This is a genomic window from Cutibacterium acnes (genome assembly GCF_003030305.1).
Classification (GTDB): domain Bacteria; phylum Actinomycetota; class Actinomycetes; order Propionibacteriales; family Propionibacteriaceae; genus Cutibacterium; species Cutibacterium acnes.
The window spans coordinates 1,015,551-1,032,214 of the sequence record NZ_CP023676.1; the positions used below are offsets into that span (position 1 = coordinate 1,015,551).

The 16,664-nt window shown below is 59.7% G+C and carries 17 protein-coding genes and 2 tRNA genes; 12 read left to right on the forward strand and 7 right to left on the reverse strand.

Features of this window, described 5'->3' with window-relative positions:
• The first annotated feature begins 2 nt into the window (after nt 1–2).
• From dnaG to CPA42_RS05135, 4 genes are all read left to right on the forward strand, one after another.
• Nucleotides 3–1,874 (forward strand): DNA primase, encoded by a 1,872-nt coding sequence (gene dnaG, locus CPA42_RS05120; protein WP_002519037.1) that lies wholly within the window; start codon nt 3–5, stop codon nt 1,872–1,874.
• 86 nt (nt 1,875–1,960) lie between these two features.
• On the forward strand, nt 1,961–2,773 hold the full coding sequence (locus CPA42_RS05125) for a sigma-70 family RNA polymerase sigma factor (protein ID WP_002515538.1): 813 nt from the start codon (nt 1,961–1,963) through the stop codon (nt 2,771–2,773).
• Between the two features lie 4 nt (nt 2,774–2,777).
• Nucleotides 2,778–3,293, forward strand: a complete 516-nt coding sequence (locus CPA42_RS05130) for a hypothetical protein (protein ID WP_002519036.1) — start codon at nt 2,778–2,780, stop codon at nt 3,291–3,293.
• Nucleotides 3,294–3,389: 96 nt separating this feature from the next.
• Nucleotides 3,390–3,462 (forward strand) — tRNA-Asn (locus CPA42_RS05135).
• Nucleotides 3,463–3,606: 144 nt separating this feature from the next.
• Here CPA42_RS05135 and CPA42_RS05140 read toward each other — a convergent pair.
• Nucleotides 3,607–4,572, reverse strand: coding sequence for an MsnO8 family LLM class oxidoreductase (locus CPA42_RS05140; protein ID WP_002515679.1), 966 nt, complete (start codon nt 4,570–4,572; stop codon nt 3,607–3,609).
• A 56-nt stretch (nt 4,573–4,628) separates the two neighbouring features.
• On the reverse strand, nt 4,629–6,032 hold the full coding sequence (locus CPA42_RS05145; protein WP_002515541.1) for an alpha,alpha-trehalose-phosphate synthase (UDP-forming): 1,404 nt from the start codon (nt 6,030–6,032) through the stop codon (nt 4,629–4,631).
• Between the two features lie 124 nt (nt 6,033–6,156).
• On the opposite strand from CPA42_RS05145, the gene otsB reads away from it, so the two are divergent.
• On the forward strand, nt 6,157–7,050 hold the full coding sequence (otsB, locus tag CPA42_RS05150; RefSeq protein WP_024513556.1) for a trehalose-phosphatase: 894 nt from the start codon (nt 6,157–6,159) through the stop codon (nt 7,048–7,050).
• 46 nt (nt 7,051–7,096) lie between these two features.
• Here otsB and CPA42_RS05155 read toward each other — a convergent pair whose 3' ends face one another.
• Nucleotides 7,097–7,333, reverse strand: coding sequence for a hypothetical protein (locus CPA42_RS05155; protein WP_002519033.1), 237 nt, complete (start codon nt 7,331–7,333; stop codon nt 7,097–7,099).
• A gap of 262 nt (nt 7,334–7,595) precedes the next feature.
• Here CPA42_RS05155 and cysK point away from each other — a divergent pair, with 262 nt between their 5' ends.
• Nucleotides 7,596–8,531, forward strand: coding sequence for a cysteine synthase A (gene cysK / locus CPA42_RS05160; RefSeq protein ID WP_002515499.1), 936 nt, complete (start codon nt 7,596–7,598; stop codon nt 8,529–8,531).
• Between the two features lie 61 nt (nt 8,532–8,592).
• Here cysK and pdxR read toward each other — a convergent pair whose 3' ends face one another.
• Nucleotides 8,593–10,005: a MocR-like pyridoxine biosynthesis transcription factor PdxR gene (pdxR, locus tag CPA42_RS05165; protein WP_002515681.1), complete on the reverse strand. Its 1,413-nt coding sequence runs from the start codon at nt 10,003–10,005 to the stop codon at nt 8,593–8,595.
• Between the two features lie 149 nt (nt 10,006–10,154).
• Here pdxR and pdxS point away from each other — a divergent pair, with 149 nt between their 5' ends.
• From pdxS to CPA42_RS05190, 5 genes are all read left to right on the forward strand, one after another.
• On the forward strand, nt 10,155–10,994 hold the full coding sequence (gene pdxS / locus CPA42_RS05170) for a pyridoxal 5'-phosphate synthase lyase subunit PdxS (protein ID WP_002519030.1): 840 nt from the start codon (nt 10,155–10,157) through the stop codon (nt 10,992–10,994).
• On the forward strand, nt 10,954–11,601 hold the full coding sequence (gene pdxT, locus CPA42_RS05175) for a pyridoxal 5'-phosphate synthase glutaminase subunit PdxT (RefSeq protein ID WP_002519029.1): 648 nt from the start codon (nt 10,954–10,956) through the stop codon (nt 11,599–11,601). The genes pdxS and pdxT overlap by 41 nt, the downstream gene beginning before the upstream one ends.
• 70 nt (nt 11,602–11,671) lie before the next feature.
• Nucleotides 11,672–13,024, forward strand: coding sequence for an adenosylmethionine--8-amino-7-oxononanoate transaminase (gene bioA, locus CPA42_RS05180; RefSeq protein WP_002515473.1), 1,353 nt, complete (start codon nt 11,672–11,674; stop codon nt 13,022–13,024).
• Nucleotides 13,021–13,725, forward strand: coding sequence for a dethiobiotin synthase (gene bioD / locus CPA42_RS05185; RefSeq protein ID WP_002515672.1), 705 nt, complete (start codon nt 13,021–13,023; stop codon nt 13,723–13,725). The genes bioA and bioD overlap by 4 nt, the downstream gene beginning before the upstream one ends.
• Nucleotides 13,722–15,083: an APC family permease gene (locus CPA42_RS05190; protein WP_002515487.1), complete on the forward strand. Its 1,362-nt coding sequence runs from the start codon at nt 13,722–13,724 to the stop codon at nt 15,081–15,083. The genes bioD and CPA42_RS05190 overlap by 4 nt, the downstream gene beginning before the upstream one ends.
• Nucleotides 15,084–15,107: 24 nt before the next feature.
• Here CPA42_RS05190 and CPA42_RS05195 read toward each other — a convergent pair whose 3' ends face one another.
• Together CPA42_RS05195 and CPA42_RS05200 are read right to left on the reverse strand one after the other, a co-directional pair.
• Entirely contained in the window at nt 15,108–15,299 is a 192-nt protein-coding gene (locus CPA42_RS05195; protein WP_002515668.1) for a hypothetical protein, read from the reverse strand.
• 231 nt (nt 15,300–15,530) lie between these two features.
• A complete protein-coding gene (locus tag CPA42_RS05200; protein ID WP_002524242.1) occupies nt 15,531–15,674 on the reverse strand; it encodes a hypothetical protein in 144 nt (47 codons plus the stop codon).
• A gap of 218 nt (nt 15,675–15,892) precedes the next feature.
• Between CPA42_RS05200 and CPA42_RS05210 the strand changes: the two genes are divergently transcribed.
• Nucleotides 15,893–15,966: transfer RNA gene (locus CPA42_RS05210), tRNA-Ile, on the forward strand.
• A gap of 291 nt (nt 15,967–16,257) precedes the next feature.
• Here the strand turns inward: CPA42_RS05210 and CPA42_RS12595 are convergent.
• Nucleotides 16,258–16,503, reverse strand: a complete 246-nt coding sequence (locus CPA42_RS12595) for a hypothetical protein (RefSeq protein ID WP_008599484.1) — start codon at nt 16,501–16,503, stop codon at nt 16,258–16,260.
• Nucleotides 16,504–16,664 lie beyond the last annotated feature (161 nt).

Sequence of the window (16,664 nt, forward strand, 5' to 3'; positions counted from 1 at the left end):
ACATGGGTAGGATCGTAGGTATGGCTGGCCGGATCAACGAGGAGGACATCGCCCTGGTTCGGGAACGGGCCCGGATCGACGAAGTCGTTGGTGAGTACGTCACCTTGCGCCATGCCGGCGGCGACTCTCTGAAAGGCCTATGTCCCTTTCACGACGAGAAGACCCCCAGCTTCCAAGTGACACCCTCGCGCGGCCTGTTCTACTGTTTCGGCTGCGGTGAGGGTGGCGACACGATCTCCTTCGTTCAGAAGATCGACAACCTCACCTTCGTCGAGGCTGTTCAGCGTCTTGCCGACAAAGTTGGCGTCCAGCTACGCATCATCGACGATGGTCGTCCTGGCCTTGAGCCAGGCCTGCGGATGCAGATCCTCGCCGCCAATGAGGCAGCAGCGGAGTTCTTCCAGTCCCAGATGTCGACCGATGAGGGTCGTATCGCTCGGGAATTTGTCGCTGGACGAGGTTTTTCTCCCGATGCTGCCGTGCAGTTCGGGATGGGTTACGCACCGCGCGATGGCCACGTGCTGCGCGACCACCTGATGGCGAAGGGCTTTGCTCCCAAGGTCCTCATTGAGTCAGGTCTGGTGCGCTCCCAAGGATGGGACTTTTTCCAGGGACGAGTGTTGTGGCCGATCAAAGACTCGGGCAAGTCCGTGCTCGGCTTCGGTGCTAGACGGGTCTACGACGATGACCGTCTGCCCGCCAAGTACGTCAATACCCCCGAAACTCCGGTCTACAAAAAATCACATGTCCTGTACGGACTGGACCTGGCCCGGGCCAACATCGGCAAGAAGAGCCAGGCCGTCATCGTCGAGGGGTACACCGACGTCATGGCGGCGCACCTGTCCGGCATAGATACCGCCGTCGCGGCCTGTGGCACTGCTTTTGGCGATGACCATGCTCGGCTCATTCAGCGCCTCATGGGCAACAGCGGATCTCTCAACGGAGAGGTCATCTTCACTTTTGACGGTGACGCTGCCGGCCAGAAGGCAGCCCTCAAGGTGTTTCGTGGCGATAACCAGTTCTCCTCTCAGACCTACGTCGCCGTCGAGCCCACTGGGCTAGATCCGTGCGACCTACTCATGCAACGCGGACCAGAAGCCGTTCGAGAGCTCGTAGCACGTCGAATCCCGCTGTACCGCTATGTCATGGAGAACACAGTTAGCCAGTTCGACCTTGATCGTGCGGATGGCCGTGTTGCTGCCATTAGGGCAGCAGCCCCTCTAGTTACCAGCATTCGCGACCAGTCCTTAGTGGACGGCTATCTGCGTGAGCTCTCCCAAGTGGTAGGTACTGACGTTGACCTGGTACGTCGAGAGGTCTCGCATACCCGAAGGCAGCATCGTTCTGAGCCGCAGTTGACCATCGTTCCCCCTCCTGAACCGCAGCAAGGTTCGGGGATCCCGTGGCCAGATCCGGCTGATGTTTCCTTGTCAGCTGAACGAGGATTCCTCAAACTTGCTCTGCAACATCCCGACCTCTTTAACGAAGAATGGGACCAGGTCGAGGTCGAGGATTTGCGCCATCCGGCCTATCAGGCCGTGTTCGAGGCTGTGCTGGCTGTGCCGCGTGGCCAGGACAGATGGACGGAGAAAGTTAGTGAGGCGACCCCGGATCCGCAAGTGAAGCAACTTGAAGTGGCCTTGTTGGTGGAGCCGGTGCTGCGCGAAGAGCCTGACCGGGATTACGCAGAGGCGTACGCGGCTCGGGTGCGGCTATTGTCAATTACCGACGACATCGCCAACCTGAAATCGCGCCTGCAACGCACGAACCCGAACCAGGACCGCAAGCTCTACAACGCCATGTTCTCTGATCTGGTAACCCTTGAGGCGCTACGCAAGAGTCTTATTGTGGCGGGCGGAGCTGCCTCAGCCTAACGTGGCATCTGTGGACAACTTTTTCTGTGTCCACAGATTGTCTATGAGAGGTTCCATCATGGTCCAATACGCGTCATTGTCGGACCATGAGATACACGGATTTCATCGACGGCGTCGGAATCTTGGATCCTGCGGAGGAGCACGATCTGTTTCGCAGGCTCGATGCTGGTGCCATTGCTGATGCTATTCTCGCTGGGCACTTCCTGGCAGCAGTCCCGGTCAGTGAGGCAGAGCTGCGCAGGATCTCCGACGACGGAGTGGGCGCCAGACAAACGCTGTGGCGTCAAATGTTGGCGATCGTCTTGACCCAGGCTCGTCAGGCGGCTGTGTCCTACCGGTGCAGCGTCGAGGACCTTATCCAAGCTGGCTGCATCGGATTGGGAGAGGCTATCGAGAGGTACGACGTGCGTCGCGGAGCACGGTTTTCTACCGTTGCCTGGACGTGGATTCGTCGTCGCATCGGTGAAGAGGTTGTTCGATTAAGCGGGGCCAGATCGCGGTCAGTGATGCGAGAGGCGGCGGAGGTTGCTCGTATCGAAGAGGAGCTGACGGCACGCTGGCAAAGTGTGCCCAGTAGTGATGCGATCGCGGCACGGATGGGCAAGGACGTTATGTGGGTGGAGAAGAGGAGGGTCGAATGTTGGGAGGTAGAAACCAGTTTTTTCGAGCAGGTGGCTGTTGTTCAGAAAAGTTGCGACGATCCCGAGTCTGGGCTCATTGGCCTGCTGACGGGTCAGGAGAGACGCATCGTGGAGCTGAGGCACGGTTTTGAAGGTGAGCCTATGACGATCACTGCAGTTGCCCATGAGTTAGGACTATCGGCGTCGAACGTCAGACGCATCGAGCAGCGAGCTCTCGGACGGCTGAGGCGTCATCTGCAGCAGGTCGTGGCTGCATGACAGGATGGAGGGCATGTGGTGGACGAAGGGACCAAGTGCTGACGAGATGGCCCGTCTGCGAGCTGTTCTCGGGTTTAACGACGTGAAGGTGCTCGCTCATGGGCGGGGCGACGGGGCTATTGTTATCGCCGTGACCGAGGGATTGGTCGTGCTCACCGACGAGGTTGACTCGGCGGTGGCGTGGCACGAGATCGTTCGCGGCAGGTGGAATGGTGAAGCGTCGACTCTCAGCTGGGAGTTCCTGGATGGGTCCAGCGCTTCAGTGGTATTGAGCAAACCGGGCAAGATCCCCGAAGTATTCCGAGCCAAGATTACCGAGTCCATTGCAGCGACGAGAACAGTGCCTGTGCACGGTGGGAATGTCCTCATTGCGGGCCGTATTCCGGCTGGACGCCTGGCCGATGCCGATGGAGCCATTGCCTGGACGGCGGTGGCAAGAGACTCGGCTGACCTCAACGATCCTGAGACGCGTCAGGCAGTTATGGAGGCAACTGATTCCCTGAAGAACGAGTGGGGATGACGTGATGCGGTGCAGTGGTATGAGGGCGTGCACATGGCGTGATTTGTTTTCGCACGAGCGATGCTGCTAATGTTTCATCTTGCGCTAGGGCGCTGATCCCCTGTAGCTCAATTGGCAGAGCATCTGACTGTTAATCAGAGGGTTACTGGTTCGAGTCCAGTCGGGGGAGCTTTTTGAAGTGACTTCCTACTGGAGATTAAGTCGGGCCGTGGCCTGAGAGCTAATACTCGATACCGCGTGTCGGCCAGATAGGGCTAAACACTCCTCAATGCAACTACGGTCGATGGACCGCACCCCCCTGACACTCCCACGGTCAGATCAGCCGCTTTGCGAGCTGACGGTACCGCTCCACTTTGGTCTGCACGTTGTCGATGTAACTGATGAGCATCAACTCGTCGACGTGGTGAGCATCCTGGAAGGCGGTGAGTTTGTCGGCCACCTCGTCGTAATCCCCAACGAAAATCGTGTCCTCGTTCGATAGGACGTAGCTCGTCAGCAGCGAACGGGTCTCTGCGTCCATTTGAGAGGCCGTGACAAAGGTTACCGGCCGCCCCGTCCCCAGACTCACCCGGAAGTTCGCCGCCATGAGCGACTGCTCCAAGGCCTCCTGTCGTGTCGGAGCAGCCGATACACACACTGCCGAGAGGGTCCTGCCGGGGAAGCCGTCGGACAGGTGCGCGCGGTAGTGATCCATGATCCCGGTGTCCTGGCGCCCGGTGAAAAACTGGGCGTAGGCGCAGTCCATACCCTGCTCACCAGCCCACGCCGCTGACTGGCCCGACGATCCCAGCAGCCACGTCTGTGGCTGGATCTGACCTGCCGGGGTCACGACGACCTTTGCGTACGGATGCTTCGGCGGCAGCGTTTCGCGCACGAACCCTACCGTTTCGGCGATGAGGGAATTAATGGCCTCAGGGCGGATGACCTGCCCCTGATTGAGGGCATGGGCGGAGAGCATGTCACCGCCGGGAGCTCGGCCCAGCCCCATGTCGATACGATCACCGAAGAACGCTGTGAGGGTCGAAAACCGTTCCGCCATTTGCAGGGACCCGTAGTGCATGGCCATCACTCCGCCAGACCCAAGCCGGATCGACTGCGTCGCCGTCGCGATGCGCGCCATGAGCAGATCTGGCGCACTCGACAGGAAGTGGTCGGTGTTGTGGTGCTCGGCCAACCAGAACCGGTGGAAACCGATCTCCTCAAGTTTTTGTGCCAAGGTGACGGTCTCGTCAAGGGTTTGGGTGACGTCATGTCCGACAAACAGCGGAATCTGCTCCAAGGCGCTCAGTTTCGACGGTCTCGTCCTTTCTCATCTGGTGGTCCAGCCATGTGCCCTCACTGGCCTTCTAGCTCGGTGAGGAAGTTGTCTGCCCAGACATCGATCGTCTTGTCGAAGACTTGACGACGCATGGAACGCATCTTGCGGGCCTTGATCTTGGGGGAGTCCGTAAGCGCTTTCATGATGGTGGCCTTCATACCGTCAATGTCATACGGGTTCACCATGTAGGCCTGCTTGAGCTCACGGGCCGCACCAGCGAACTCGGAAAGTACCAGCGCGGAGTCGTCGTTCGAGCGGCAGGCAATGTACTCTTTGGCGACCAGGTTCATGCCGTCACGTACCGGGGTGACGAGCATAAGATCAGCCATCTGGTACATCGCTGCTAGCACTTCACGCGGAACTGACTCATTGCGGTAGACCAGCGCGCGGTTGGCGATCGACCCGACCTTCGAATTGATCTGGCCGACGAGCAGGTTGATGTCGTCGCGCAGGATCTTGTATTCCTCGACGCGTTCCCGCGACGGGGTGGCTAGCTGTAGGAAGACGACCTCGTGGGGATCGAGCTTGCCCTCTTTGAACAGCTCTCCGACGGCACGGATACGTTGGCGAAGACCCTTGGTGTAGTCGAGACGGTCGACGCCGAAGATGATCGTTCCTGGGTGACCTAGGTCCTCGCGAAGCTTGGCAGCCTCAGCCTTGACTTTCTCTGAGGTGGCCAGTTCATGGAAACCACGTGAGTCAATCGAGATCGGGAAGTCACGGATGACGACGGTGCGGCCATCCGGGGTATGAGCGCGACCACGAGCGGCAGTGACCCCCGGGCGGTGCCTTGCCAAGCGCTGGAAATTGGCAGCAGCTCCGGGAGTCTGGAACCCGATGAGGTCAGCTCCCAGCAAGCCCTCGACGAGCTCTTCGCGCCACGGCAGACGGCTGTAAAGCTCAATCGGCGGGAACGGAATGTGAAGGAAGAATCCAATGCGCAGATCTGGTCGCATCTCACGCAGGTACTTCGGTACGAGGTTGAGCTGGTAATCCTGCACCCACACGGTGGCGCCCTCTGCGGCCTGTTCAGCAGCTTGCTCGGCAAACCTCTTGTTGACCTTCTGGAATGCGTCCCACCACTCACGGTGGAAGACTGGCTCGACAATGCAGTCGTGGTACAGCGGCCACAGGGTCGCGTTAGAGAACCCCTCGTAGTACTCCTCGACCTCCTGGGCGCTCAGTGGCACCGGGTGGATGTCATAACCGTCATGGTGGAAGGGTTTGACGACTTCGTCAGGCGCGCCATGCCATCCGATCCATGCGCCGCCCTTGCGTTGCATGACAGGCTCCAAAGCGGTGACGAGGCCGCCGGGGGAGGACTTCCAACTAACGCTGCCGTCGTCGTCGACCTTGCGGTCTACGGGTAAGCGGTTTGCAATGACAAGGAAGTCGACCTTGTCCTGGACGGTCTCCGACATCTTTGATCACACCTCTCATGGCGGTCATGCTGTGCAGCAAGGCCACTTTCACGCTACCAACCGTTGGTTCCCATTCGAGGTTATTCTTTGCTATTTGGCGGCTCGGACCCACCATGAGTCTGGTATGTGTGACGATTGCCTCATGACGGACCGTCCTGTACCAGCCGATAAGTCGTGGACCGCTTTGACCGATGCCGGAAGGGGGATCCTGGACGCTGTGGCGACTGCTCCGGCCACCGTTGTGCTCGCATTAGACTTTGATGGGACCTTGGCTCCCATCGTTGACGATCCTGCTGCCTCGACGATGGCACAGGAGTCCCGGGAAGCGATGTCCCGCATGGACGGCAAGTTAGCCGCGATGGCCATCGTCACCGGACGAGAGGTTGCAGCAGTGCGACGTATGACGGCCGTCGACCAGCAAGCAGGCTTAGAGCACTTGGTGGTGCTTGGACAGTACGGAGTGGAGCGATACGACGCTGCCTCTGGTGTCCTGCGAGATCCGGAAGTTCCTGAAGCGGTGCGCCTCGCCAAGGGGCGTCTTGAAGAGCTTGCGGAGGAGCTCGGCCGGGAGGATCCGCGAGATAAGGGTTGTTGGATCGAGGACAAAGGGCGCGCCGTCGCACTGCACACCCGGCGAGCCTCCGACCCGACTCATGCCCTGGCTACCGCCGTGCCGAGGGTGCGTGAGATCGCCACCGACCTGGACCTGCACGGTGAAGATGGGCGCAATATCATCGAGGTGAAATCGGCCGTCACGACGAAGGCTCAGGCCTTACGCGAGCTCATTGACGAGGTCGAGCCGCAGATTCTTATCATGTGCGGTGATGATTTGGGTGATGTCCCTGCTCTCGAAGTGGTAGCCGAGTGGATCAATGCGGGGCACCCTGGTGCCCGCGTGGTCAGTTTCTCCGGGGAGCAGCCATTAATGGCTGACTACGCCGATGTCATCTGTGATCAGACCGAGGGGATCTCAGCCTTTCTGAGAGACCTCGCAGATCGCGTCTGTGTCGAAATGTGATATGTAATCTCGTAATATAAGATAAATTCGGCATTTTCTTGAAAGGTCAGGGCAGCTGTGCTTGCATGCTTTCTGACGCCATTGATGACTGACGCCGCACGGAGTAGCTCGAAAACCGGTAAATGTTGCGGTTCGGTCGGTGGTCGTGGCTAATTGGCGGAAAGGTGGAATGGTGAGCACACGCCGTGTCTGGAGTAATCGTGCCGGTCAATCGGTTATGACCTCCGCCATGATGGTGTGTATATGTCGGTGTTGTTGCTGATTTAGCCAGCACGCCGAGCATGAGCGGCTCCGTGGATGCATATCGCTCTCGTGTCTGAAGAGGTGCGCATCATGATCCATGACATTCGGTGATCGTAGTCAAGGTGACTTCTGTATTGGAGTCGTCGAAACGTCGTGAATGGAATTCGCCATGACCCGTACCGGCCATCTTGTTGGAAAGAGGTGATGCCGGTCGGAAGATTACCGCCGAAAAGACATGACCCCACACTTACGCATATCAGCAATTGCAATCACCGGATAGTCAATCGAAAGGACTTATCACCATGGCGAAGATCGCTAACGACGTTACCGAGCTCATCGGCAATACCCCGCTGGTCAAGATCAATAAACTGTTCCCGGACTCCCAGGCCACCGTATTGGCCAAGCTCGAGTTCTATAACCCGGCCTCGAGCGTCAAGGACCGTATCGCTACGTCGATCGTTGACGCGGCTGAGGCTTCCGGCCAGCTCAATCCGGGAGGCACGATTGTTGAAGCCACGTCCGGTAATACAGGTGTCGGTCTGGCTCTGGTTGGTGCGGCTCGCGGTTACAAGGTCATCATCACTATGCCTGAGACAATGTCGAAGGAGCGCCGCGCCATCATTCGTCTGCTGGGTGCCGAGCTGGTGCTCACCCCAGGCGCTGACGGCGTGCCAGGAGCCAACAGCAAGGCTGCCGAGATCGTCGAGAATACCCCCGGTGCCATCCTGGCCAGCCAGTTCGATAACCCCGCTAATCCTGCGATCCATCATGATTGCACTGGTGAGGAGATCTGGAACGATACCGAGGGCGAGGTCGACGCCATCGTCGCCGGTATCGGTACCGGTGGCACCATCTCTGGCGCTGGCAAGTACCTCAAGGAGAAGGATCCCGAGATCAAGATCTTCGGTGCCGAGCCCGCCGAGTCCCCCGTCATTACTAAAGGTGACAAGGCTCCGCACAAGATCCAGGGCTGGGGCCCGGGCTTTGTCCCGGATAACCTCGACAAGTCCGTCGTTGACGGGATCCTGCTGGTTCCCGGTGATGAGGCCATCGCCTTCGCCCGTCGCGCTGCCGCAGAAGAGGGCATTATCACGGGTATCTCCGGTGGCGGGGCCCTGCAAGCTGCCGGTCAGGTAGTCGCTCGTCCAGAGTTTGCGGGAAAGACGATCGTCGTCGTTATCGCTGACACTGGTGAGCGCTACCTGTCGACCGCTCTCTTCGAAGGCCTCCTCGATTGAGGACATATTCGTGAGGTATATGACCGGCATCGTTTGGGGTGCTGGCCATGGCATGACCCTGTTACGACGATAAGCGGCCATGCGTGGTTACGACACCGGCGATGATCTTCAGCGCGGAAGCAAGGGTCGCGTCGTCGTGGCTGCCGAAACCTAGGACGATCCCTGCCACTCCGGCGTCGCTAGATCCCCAGTATGCTGACAATGGTGTGACGCCGACTCCCTCCTGCCGACATCGCTGGACGACGTCATCCTCGGACCCATCAAATACCAGGACAGCGTGCAGCCCGCCGTCGATCGGTTGCAGGGTTGTCCCCGGTAACGATCCCAAGGTGTCGATGACGGTGCGGCGTCGACGTCGGTAGACCTGACGCATTCGTTGGGTGCGCCGGCGCAGCGCTCCAGTGGAGAGGTAATCCGCCACGGCTTCTTGGACGATGGCTGGAACGGGTTGGCCGGTAGCTCGACGCTGCCGAGCGAAGGAATGGACGAGATCAGGAGGTACGACAAGATAGCCACACCCGAGCGCTGGGGTGAGCACGGAGGAGAAGGTTCCTAACAGGATGGTGTGCTCTTCGTCTAGGGAGGCCAGGGCGGGCAGAGGCGCGCCTACATGACGCAGTTCAGAATCGAAGTCGTCTTCGACAATCCAGCATGAGGCCATCTCCGCCCACTCGATGACGGCTGCTCGGCGGCTTGCTGACAGTGACCCGCCCCACGGGTACTGGTGGCTCGGGGTGATGAGCACAGCGTCTAGGCGCTTCCTATCACGTCCGGTGGGGAGGCTGGCAGGGTCCAGACCTTGGTCGTCGGTCGGCAGCCCGACGATCCGATGCCCGAGGGCCGTCGGTACCCTCCTCAGGCTGGGGTATCCCGGGCTTTCCACACCGATCGTCAGGCGGCGGGACCCATCACACAGCACCTGGATGAGCTCTGCCAGCCCTGCTCGGGCGCCTCCAGTGACGACGACCTGACGCGGATCGGCCAGTAGGCTGCGCATCTGACGCAGATGTTCGGCAATTTCGTGGCGCAGGTGCGGTGAGCCCAGCGGGTCGGTGATACGGGACGGGTTGACGCAACTTCGATGCCAAGCCGAGCGCCATGCCGAGTTCGCCAGTCCAGCGGTGTCCGGGACTCCAGGGGTGAGGTCGATTCCCCGATGGCGTTGAGGTCGGGGGACCGATGCCGTGGTGGCAGAGCGACGGTGAAGGCCACGCAGGTCGGGATTGATCTGGGTCCCTGAGCCGGCGGCGGCCACGAGATAGCCCTCCGCTTCAAGCTGTTCGTAAGAGGCGACGACGGTTCCCCGTGACACCCTGAGTTGTGCTGACAGGACTCGGGTGCTTGGTAGGTGATCCCCGGGAGCGAGTACGCCGTCCATAATGAGTCCACGCACTTCTTCGCAGATCCGGACCGGTAACGGTCGCGGATCGTCAGGCAGGTGTAGCGGCAGGTCGACGACGAGGTCTGGTCTCATGACGGTGGACCGAAAAGTGGTCTAACGAAAGTGGTCATATATGGATCTTGTCATGAACCACAATCGTGGATTTCATGGGGTCCATGAGTGAACACATCCCTGCAACGAATAGCACTGGAACGACACGAGTCAAGCGTGGACTGGCCGACATGCTCAAGGGTGGCGTCATCATGGACGTCGTCACCCCCGAGCAGGCGAAGATCGCCGAGGATGCCGGAGCTTGTGCCGTTATGGCCCTGGAAAGAGTCCCTGCCGATATCCGAGCTCAGGGTGGCGTGGCAAGGATGAGCGACCCCGACCTTATCGAGGGCATCATCGAGGCTGTCTCCATCCCTGTGATGGCCAAGGCCAGGATCGGCCACTTCGTCGAGGCTCAAGTGCTCGAGTCCCTCAGGGTGGACTTTATCGATGAGTCGGAAGTGCTTAGCCCGGCTGACTACGCCAATCACATCGATAAGTGGGCCTTTGGCGTCCCCTTCGTGTGTGGGGCGACGAACCTGGGTGAGGCTCTGCGCCGCATCACCGAGGGCGCTGCGATGATCCGATCTAAGGGAGAGGCGGGCACCGGAGATGTTTCCGAGGCCGTCCGTCACCTGCGTACCATCCGTGCTGAAATGGCGCGGTTGAGCAGCATGTCTCCCGACGAGCTCTATGTTGCGGCCAAAGAGCTGCAGGCTCCTTACGACCTCGTTGCCGAGGTAGCTCGCACGGGAGAGCTGCCGGTGGTGCTTTTTGTCGCTGGGGGAGTGGCCACTCCCGCCGATGCCGCCCTGGTTATGCAGATGGGGGCCCAGGGCGTCTTCGTGGGTTCGGGCATCTTCAAGTCCGGTAACCCGGCCGCTCGGGCCGCGGCTATCGTCAAGGCAACGACCGCCTACGATGATCCCGACACAATTGCCGAGGTTTCTCGTGGTTTGGGCGAGGCCATGGTCGGCATCAATGTCGCTGATGTACCAGCCCCGCACCGTCTGGCTGAGCGAGGTTGGTGAGATGGCCCCGCTTGTCGGGGTGGTGGCCCTGCAGGGCGGGTTCGCCGAGCACATTGAGGTTCTCGAGTCGCTGGGGGCCAATACTCGTCGGGTTCGTCGGAGCGCTGATCTTCAGGGTCTCGACGGGATTGTCTTACCAGGCGGAGAGTCGACCGTTATTGACAAGCTCATGAGGTCGTTCAGCTTGGCGGAACCGCTTAAAGATGCCGTGCGCAGAGGCCTTCCGGTGCTGGCCACCTGTGCTGGGCTCGTCGTGCTAGCTACTGATCTGGAGGACGCGGCAAAAGGCCAACACACCCTCAGCTTGCTCGACGTTACTGTGCGTCGCAACGCCTTCGGGTCCCAGTTGGATTCCTTTGAGGGGACCCTCGACATCGACGGGGTTGGGGATGGGGTCTCGGCTACCTTCATCCGGGCTCCCGTCATTACCCGGGTGGGACCCGGTGTCGAGGTCATTGCTCAGCTGCCTGACGAGGCAGGCAACGTAAGCGGGGCCATCGTCGGCGTGAGGCAGAGGAACGTCCTCGCCCTGTCATTCCACCCTGAAGAGACTGACGACGACCGGGTACACCGCACCTGGTTGCGCCAGGTGTCTGAGGAAGTCTGACAGTTACCGCAAGGGCTCATGACGACCCCTCCTGAACACTGTTCAAGGACGGCGGCTAGCATTCCTCGCTGTGAGTCCTGAACAGCAGCTTCTCGAATATGACCGACGTCATGTCTGGCACCCCTACGCACCGACGATCGGGGCAGACCCAATGCTTGCAGTGACGGCTGCCAACGGAGTCCGGCTGCAGCTGCATGATGGGGAACACCACCACGAGGTCATCGATGCGATGGCCTCGTGGTGGTGCCAGATTCACGGTTACCGAAACCCGGTCCTCGACGAGGCCCTCAACCGTCAAAGCTCCCAGTTCAGTCATGTCATGTTTGGCGGACTCACCCATAAGGCCGCGGTTGACGCCGTCATGTCCCTAGTGCGCCTGGCCCCGGGGCCCCTCGACCGGATCTTCCTGGCTGATTCCGGGTCTGTCGGCGTCGAGGTGAGTCTCAAATTGGCTCGTCAGGTGCAAATCGCTCGCACCGCAGCGCGCGGCGGCACTTTGACGAGGACACGCGTTGCCGCTCTGCGAGGCGCCTATCACGGTGACACTCTCGGTGCTATGAGCGTGTGCGACCCTATCGGTGGCATGCACGCCATGTTCAGCGACTCTATTCCCCAGCAGATCTTCCTGCCGCGCCCTCCTTCTTTCGCCGCCGACGAGGCCGACGTGGAGACGTGGTGCAGCGAGGCCGATGAAATCCTGGACACCCACCGCGACGACCTGGCCGGGATCATTGTCGAGCCCATCTTGCAAGGAGCCGGAGGCATGTGGCCGTGGTCTCCGTCCTGTCTGAAGCACCTGCGCCGTCGTGCTGATGAACTTGACCTAGTTCTTATCGCCGACGAGGTCGCTACTGGATTTGGGCGGACTGGCAAACTTTTCGCATGCGAGTGGGCCGATATCGTTCCTGACATCATGGTGGTTGGGAAATCCATGACTGGCGGATACCTGACCCAGTCGGCCGTGCTGTGTTCCGACGAGCTGGCCAGTGAGGTCAGCCGAGGCCCAGGCGGATCCCTTATGCACGGCCCCACTTTCATGGGAAACCCTTTGGCCAGTGCCGTCGCTGCAGCGAGCCTAGCGATCATCTCCCAGGGACAGTGGAACGACGACGTCACCCGCATCGCCGATGTGATGTCCAGGGAGCTAGCGTCACTGCGCAATGTGCCCGGGGTCATCGACGTCCGCGTCTTCGGAGCTATCGCCGCGGTCCAGGTCGACACCCCGATTGTCATGCGACGGGCGACTCGCACTGCCGTCGAGAACGGGGTGTGGCTTCGACCCTTCCGTGATCTCGTCTACGCCATGCCGCCCTATATCTGTACCAACGATGATCTGGAGGCCATGGCCGCTGGGATGCGTGCCGTTGTCATAGATCAACTTGATGCTGCTCAGGACAATACCGATTATCGGAAAGAATCATGAACATTACCGATCTCAACGGAATTGTCATCGTTACGGGAACTGACACCGACGTCGGCAAGACAGTCACTACTGCGGTCATCGCCTCAGCACTCAAGCAATCTGGCAAAGATGTCACCATCATCAAGCCGTACCAGACCGGTCTGGATCACGATGAGCCTGGCGACGTTCACGACGCTGGACGGCTCGCCAGCATTGACGCCGACAACGTGCTGGAGTATGTGCGCTGCCCCGAACCGCTGGCCCCGACCACGTCGGCTGCCCGAGCTGGTATGACCATTCCCTCGATCGAGGAAGTCGCAACCCGCATCCTCGTCGACTCCGACGGCCATGACGCCACCCTCGTCGAAGGAGCAGGCGGCATCCTCGTTGGTTTGGACAATGACGGGTCTGGAGTCCTTGACCTTATGGATGCTCTTACCCGGCGTGGGCACGAGCCCCACGTCATCGTCGTCACTCGCTCAGTGCTCGGTACCCTCAACCACACTGGTTTGACTTGTAATGCCATCCGCGATCGGGGGCATCAGGTCGACGCTATCGTCATCGGCTCGTGGCCGGACCGGCCCGACCTTGCCGAGAGGTGCAACCTCGAAGAAATCGAGGATGCCGCCGGAGCTCCGTTGGTCGGAGTCATTCCCGCTGGCATAGGTAAAGACCCCGAAGCCGTCCAGCAGACGGCCCGGAACCTTGGAGAGACTCAGTGAGCACAACCCTCGCCCCTGACTCCCAGTTGAAGGACCTGGGCTACCAGCCCAGCCTCAACCGTCAGCTACCCTTTGGCTCGTTATTGGTCTATGGGCTGCTCTTCTTCGTCCCGATGGCCCCGGTGGCCGTCTTTGGGCTGGTGGTTAACCGTTCCGGAGGCGTGCCGGTGTTGGTATATCTGGTAGCAGCAGCCGTTATGGGGCTATCAGCTATCAGCTACCGCGAAATGGCATTGCGCTTTCCGGTAGCGGGATCGGTTTACGGGTACACCCGTTTCTCTTTGGGACGTACCCCAGGATTCATAGCCGGATGGCTCATCCTGCTCGACTACATCCTTATGCCCGCACTGCTCACGGTGCTCTCGGCGGTCGCACTGGCCCACATTTGGCCCAGCGTCCCCATGGGGATTTTCTCCCTTGTCTTTGTGTTCGCTTCTATGGCACTCAATTTGCAGGGCATGACTGTCACGACACGGGTGGGCATCGTGCTGTTGACCATCCAGCTCGCAACGATCGCCTTCTTCCTGGTGTGCGTCGGACTTGGGTTGGCTGGCGGAGGCGTTGTCTGGAGCTGGCACGCGTTGTGGCGTTCGGGAACATCATGGACTTCGGTAGCTTCCGCCGTCTCTATTGCGGCGCTGAGTTACCTGGGGTTTGACGCCGTTGCCACCCTGAACGAGGAAGCCCGTGGTGGGGGCCGTGCCGTCGGCATAGCCACCCTGTCCCTTGTTGGTCTGCTCGCCGTCTTGTTCGGGATTCAGGTGATGGCTGCCGGATTGGTTTCCGATGCCACTCATTTCGCCCCCGGTGGGGCGACTGACCGGGCCTTCTATCACGCCGTTGACACCGTCTGCCCAGCATGGTTTATTCCGGTCTTCACTGTCGTCAACGCCTTTGTCGCTATCTTTGCCTGTCTTGTGGTCGCGCATTCCTCGACGGCCCGGCTGATCTTCGCAATGGCTCGTGACAAGGTCATGCCTCCGGCGCTCTCGCGTACCAACTCCAAAGGCGTCCCGTGGGTGGCCATCATCGTCGTAGCGACCGTTACCGCGATCCTGGCTATCACCTTTGACTCTCACGTTGAAACTATGACGACTCTGGTGACGTTCGGGGCCCTGTCTAGTTATGTCTTGTTGCATGCTGACGTCATCGTCCAGTGCATCGTCAAGGAAAGATCACACAACTGGGTGCGTCACCTCATTGTCCCGATTCTTGGTGCGCTTACTCTCCTGGTTGCTCTGGCAAAGACTGAGGAGATGACCCGCATTGTGGGTTTGGGTTGGCTGGCGGCGGGAATCATCGGTGCAGTTATTGCCCGGGTGCGTCATTCGCATCACGTGGGCACCGGGGCATCTTGACGATACCTCAGATTAACCGCAGTCTCAGTCCGAAACCCGCTCATTGCTCATATCGTGCATACCGAGATGAGGATGTTTGCGTGGACCGTGAGTACGCCGAGGCGAGTAAACCTGCCGGGCCGGCCGGTGATGTGCTTCGATGATGCGACGCCATAACAAAGTCGCTAATAATCCAGCACAGCTGAGGTTCGGCCCGATATTGACTCCGATAAGCATGGTCAAAACTGCCACCCAACCCGGAGGGAAAACGATGGGGATCAGTACCAATACTGCGGGTAGACTGTTGATTGACAGCAGTCAGGGTATAGCCATGATGGCAGTGAAATCGTTCGAAGGTGAGTTTTGGTCACCGCCGCTACCGTCAGCAACTTGGTGAGATTGGAGACTGGCAGTAACAGGGAGGCAGTATTGGCCAGGTGGGCGATGGCGTAAAGGTGGGGTCGGAGCTCACCGGCATTGGAACACCCCTTTCATCTTGCCAGCTCTGGCAGGGCTAGCACAGCCGCGGGAAAGATAGCGGTTGGCTCCATAGTCGCGATCTGATGGCCAACTTCCGTCCAGCTGATAGCTCCGATCAGGCATACCGGTCACTGCAGTGGTGGCTTCTGGCAGGCCACGTGGGGCGAACAAAGGCAAACATCATCACGATAACGAGGATGGCCATGCTTGAGGCTTCCAGCCACCACGACGTCACCCAGAAGTGCTACCGCGAGGCTGTCAACCACCGGGGCCGTTCGGTGGTCAGACGTCAGGGTCAGCAACGCAAGGTGCTCGCGGACGTTTTACCCGGTAAGGTAGCTACTTGTCTCGGGGCGTTAGCTCAGCCGGTCAGAGCAGGGGACTCATAATCCCTGGGTCGCGGGTTCGAGCCCCGCACGCCCCACTTCATACGATCCTGCAATTTACCCGGGTAGTCCTTGGCTAGCGCCCGCCACTGCGGTTATGGGTTCCGTGGCGTCGAAGTGTGAAATCGTCCGTCGAGCCCGGAATGAATGTGCTGTAGGTGGTCATTCATTCACATGATGAAAAGAATCATTCAGTCGGATGCTCAAGTATCAGGTAAATGACGTATATGGGCCTGTCGTCAAGCGAGAAACTGTGCGTTGAGATGCTGCAGGGGCTGCACCATTATCCCAGTAGCGTGATTGTTACCTTGGCATAGGGGCCAGGTTATTTATCGATAAGGAGTGGCATTCCTGAGATCTACCAAGCTACGCAGGTCGGTCCTCGCTGTCGTCGCGGCCGCCGCGACTGCGCTACCGATGACCATGATGGCCAGTACCTCGCGGGCTACTCGGGAATCACTCCCGATCACCCCGGCGACGTAGCCGCTCCGCATAGTCCCGATGGCGTGCCATTTAATGGCACAGGACCACAGTTCTACACCTGGCTCGTGGCCTCGCAGTACTCGCATTCGCATGCGGGGGCCAATCTTAAAGGCATTAACGACGTTACGTGTAGGCCTGTCCTAGGTGCTTGCCCTGTTACTCTCATCGGCACCTTACGCGCCCCAGCTTAAATTGGCTGGCCTGTTCCTATTCACCCTTAATTACAACATTCTAGACCTACCTCGAGAATGGG

Bases quoted from the DNA above. Each gene is read 5' to 3' on its own strand.
- CPA42_RS05155 (WP_002519033.1), bottom strand. From the start codon at position 7,333: ATGCTCGGCGTGCTGGCTAAATCAGCAACAACACCGACATATACACAC.
- CPA42_RS05125 (WP_002515538.1), top strand. From the start codon at position 1,961: ATGAGATACACGGATTTCATCGACGGCGTCGGAATCTTGGATCCTGCG.
- dnaG (WP_002519037.1), top strand. From the start codon at position 3: ATGGGTAGGATCGTAGGTATGGCTGGCCGGATCAACGAGGAGGACATC.
- pdxR (WP_002515681.1), bottom strand. From the start codon at position 10,005: ATGAGACCAGACCTCGTCGTCGACCTGCCGCTACACCTGCCTGACGAT.
- bioD (WP_002515672.1), top strand. From the start codon at position 13,021: ATGAACATTACCGATCTCAACGGAATTGTCATCGTTACGGGAACTGAC.
- CPA42_RS05195 (WP_002515668.1), bottom strand. From the start codon at position 15,299: ATGCTTATCGGAGTCAATATCGGGCCGAACCTCAGCTGTGCTGGATTA.
- pdxS (WP_002519030.1), top strand. From the start codon at position 10,155: ATGCTCAAGGGTGGCGTCATCATGGACGTCGTCACCCCCGAGCAGGCG.
- pdxT (WP_002519029.1), top strand. From the start codon at position 10,954: ATGTACCAGCCCCGCACCGTCTGGCTGAGCGAGGTTGGTGAGATGGCC.
- CPA42_RS05145 (WP_002515541.1), bottom strand. From the start codon at position 6,032: ATGTCGGAGACCGTCCAGGACAAGGTCGACTTCCTTGTCATTGCAAAC.
- CPA42_RS12595 (WP_008599484.1), bottom strand. From the start codon at position 16,503: ATGCGAATGCGAGTACTGCGAGGCCACGAGCCAGGTGTAGAACTGTGG.
- CPA42_RS05130 (WP_002519036.1), top strand. From the start codon at position 2,778: ATGGAGGGCATGTGGTGGACGAAGGGACCAAGTGCTGACGAGATGGCC.
- cysK (WP_002515499.1), top strand. From the start codon at position 7,596: ATGGCGAAGATCGCTAACGACGTTACCGAGCTCATCGGCAATACCCCG.
- otsB (WP_024513556.1), top strand. From the start codon at position 6,157: ATGTGTGACGATTGCCTCATGACGGACCGTCCTGTACCAGCCGATAAG.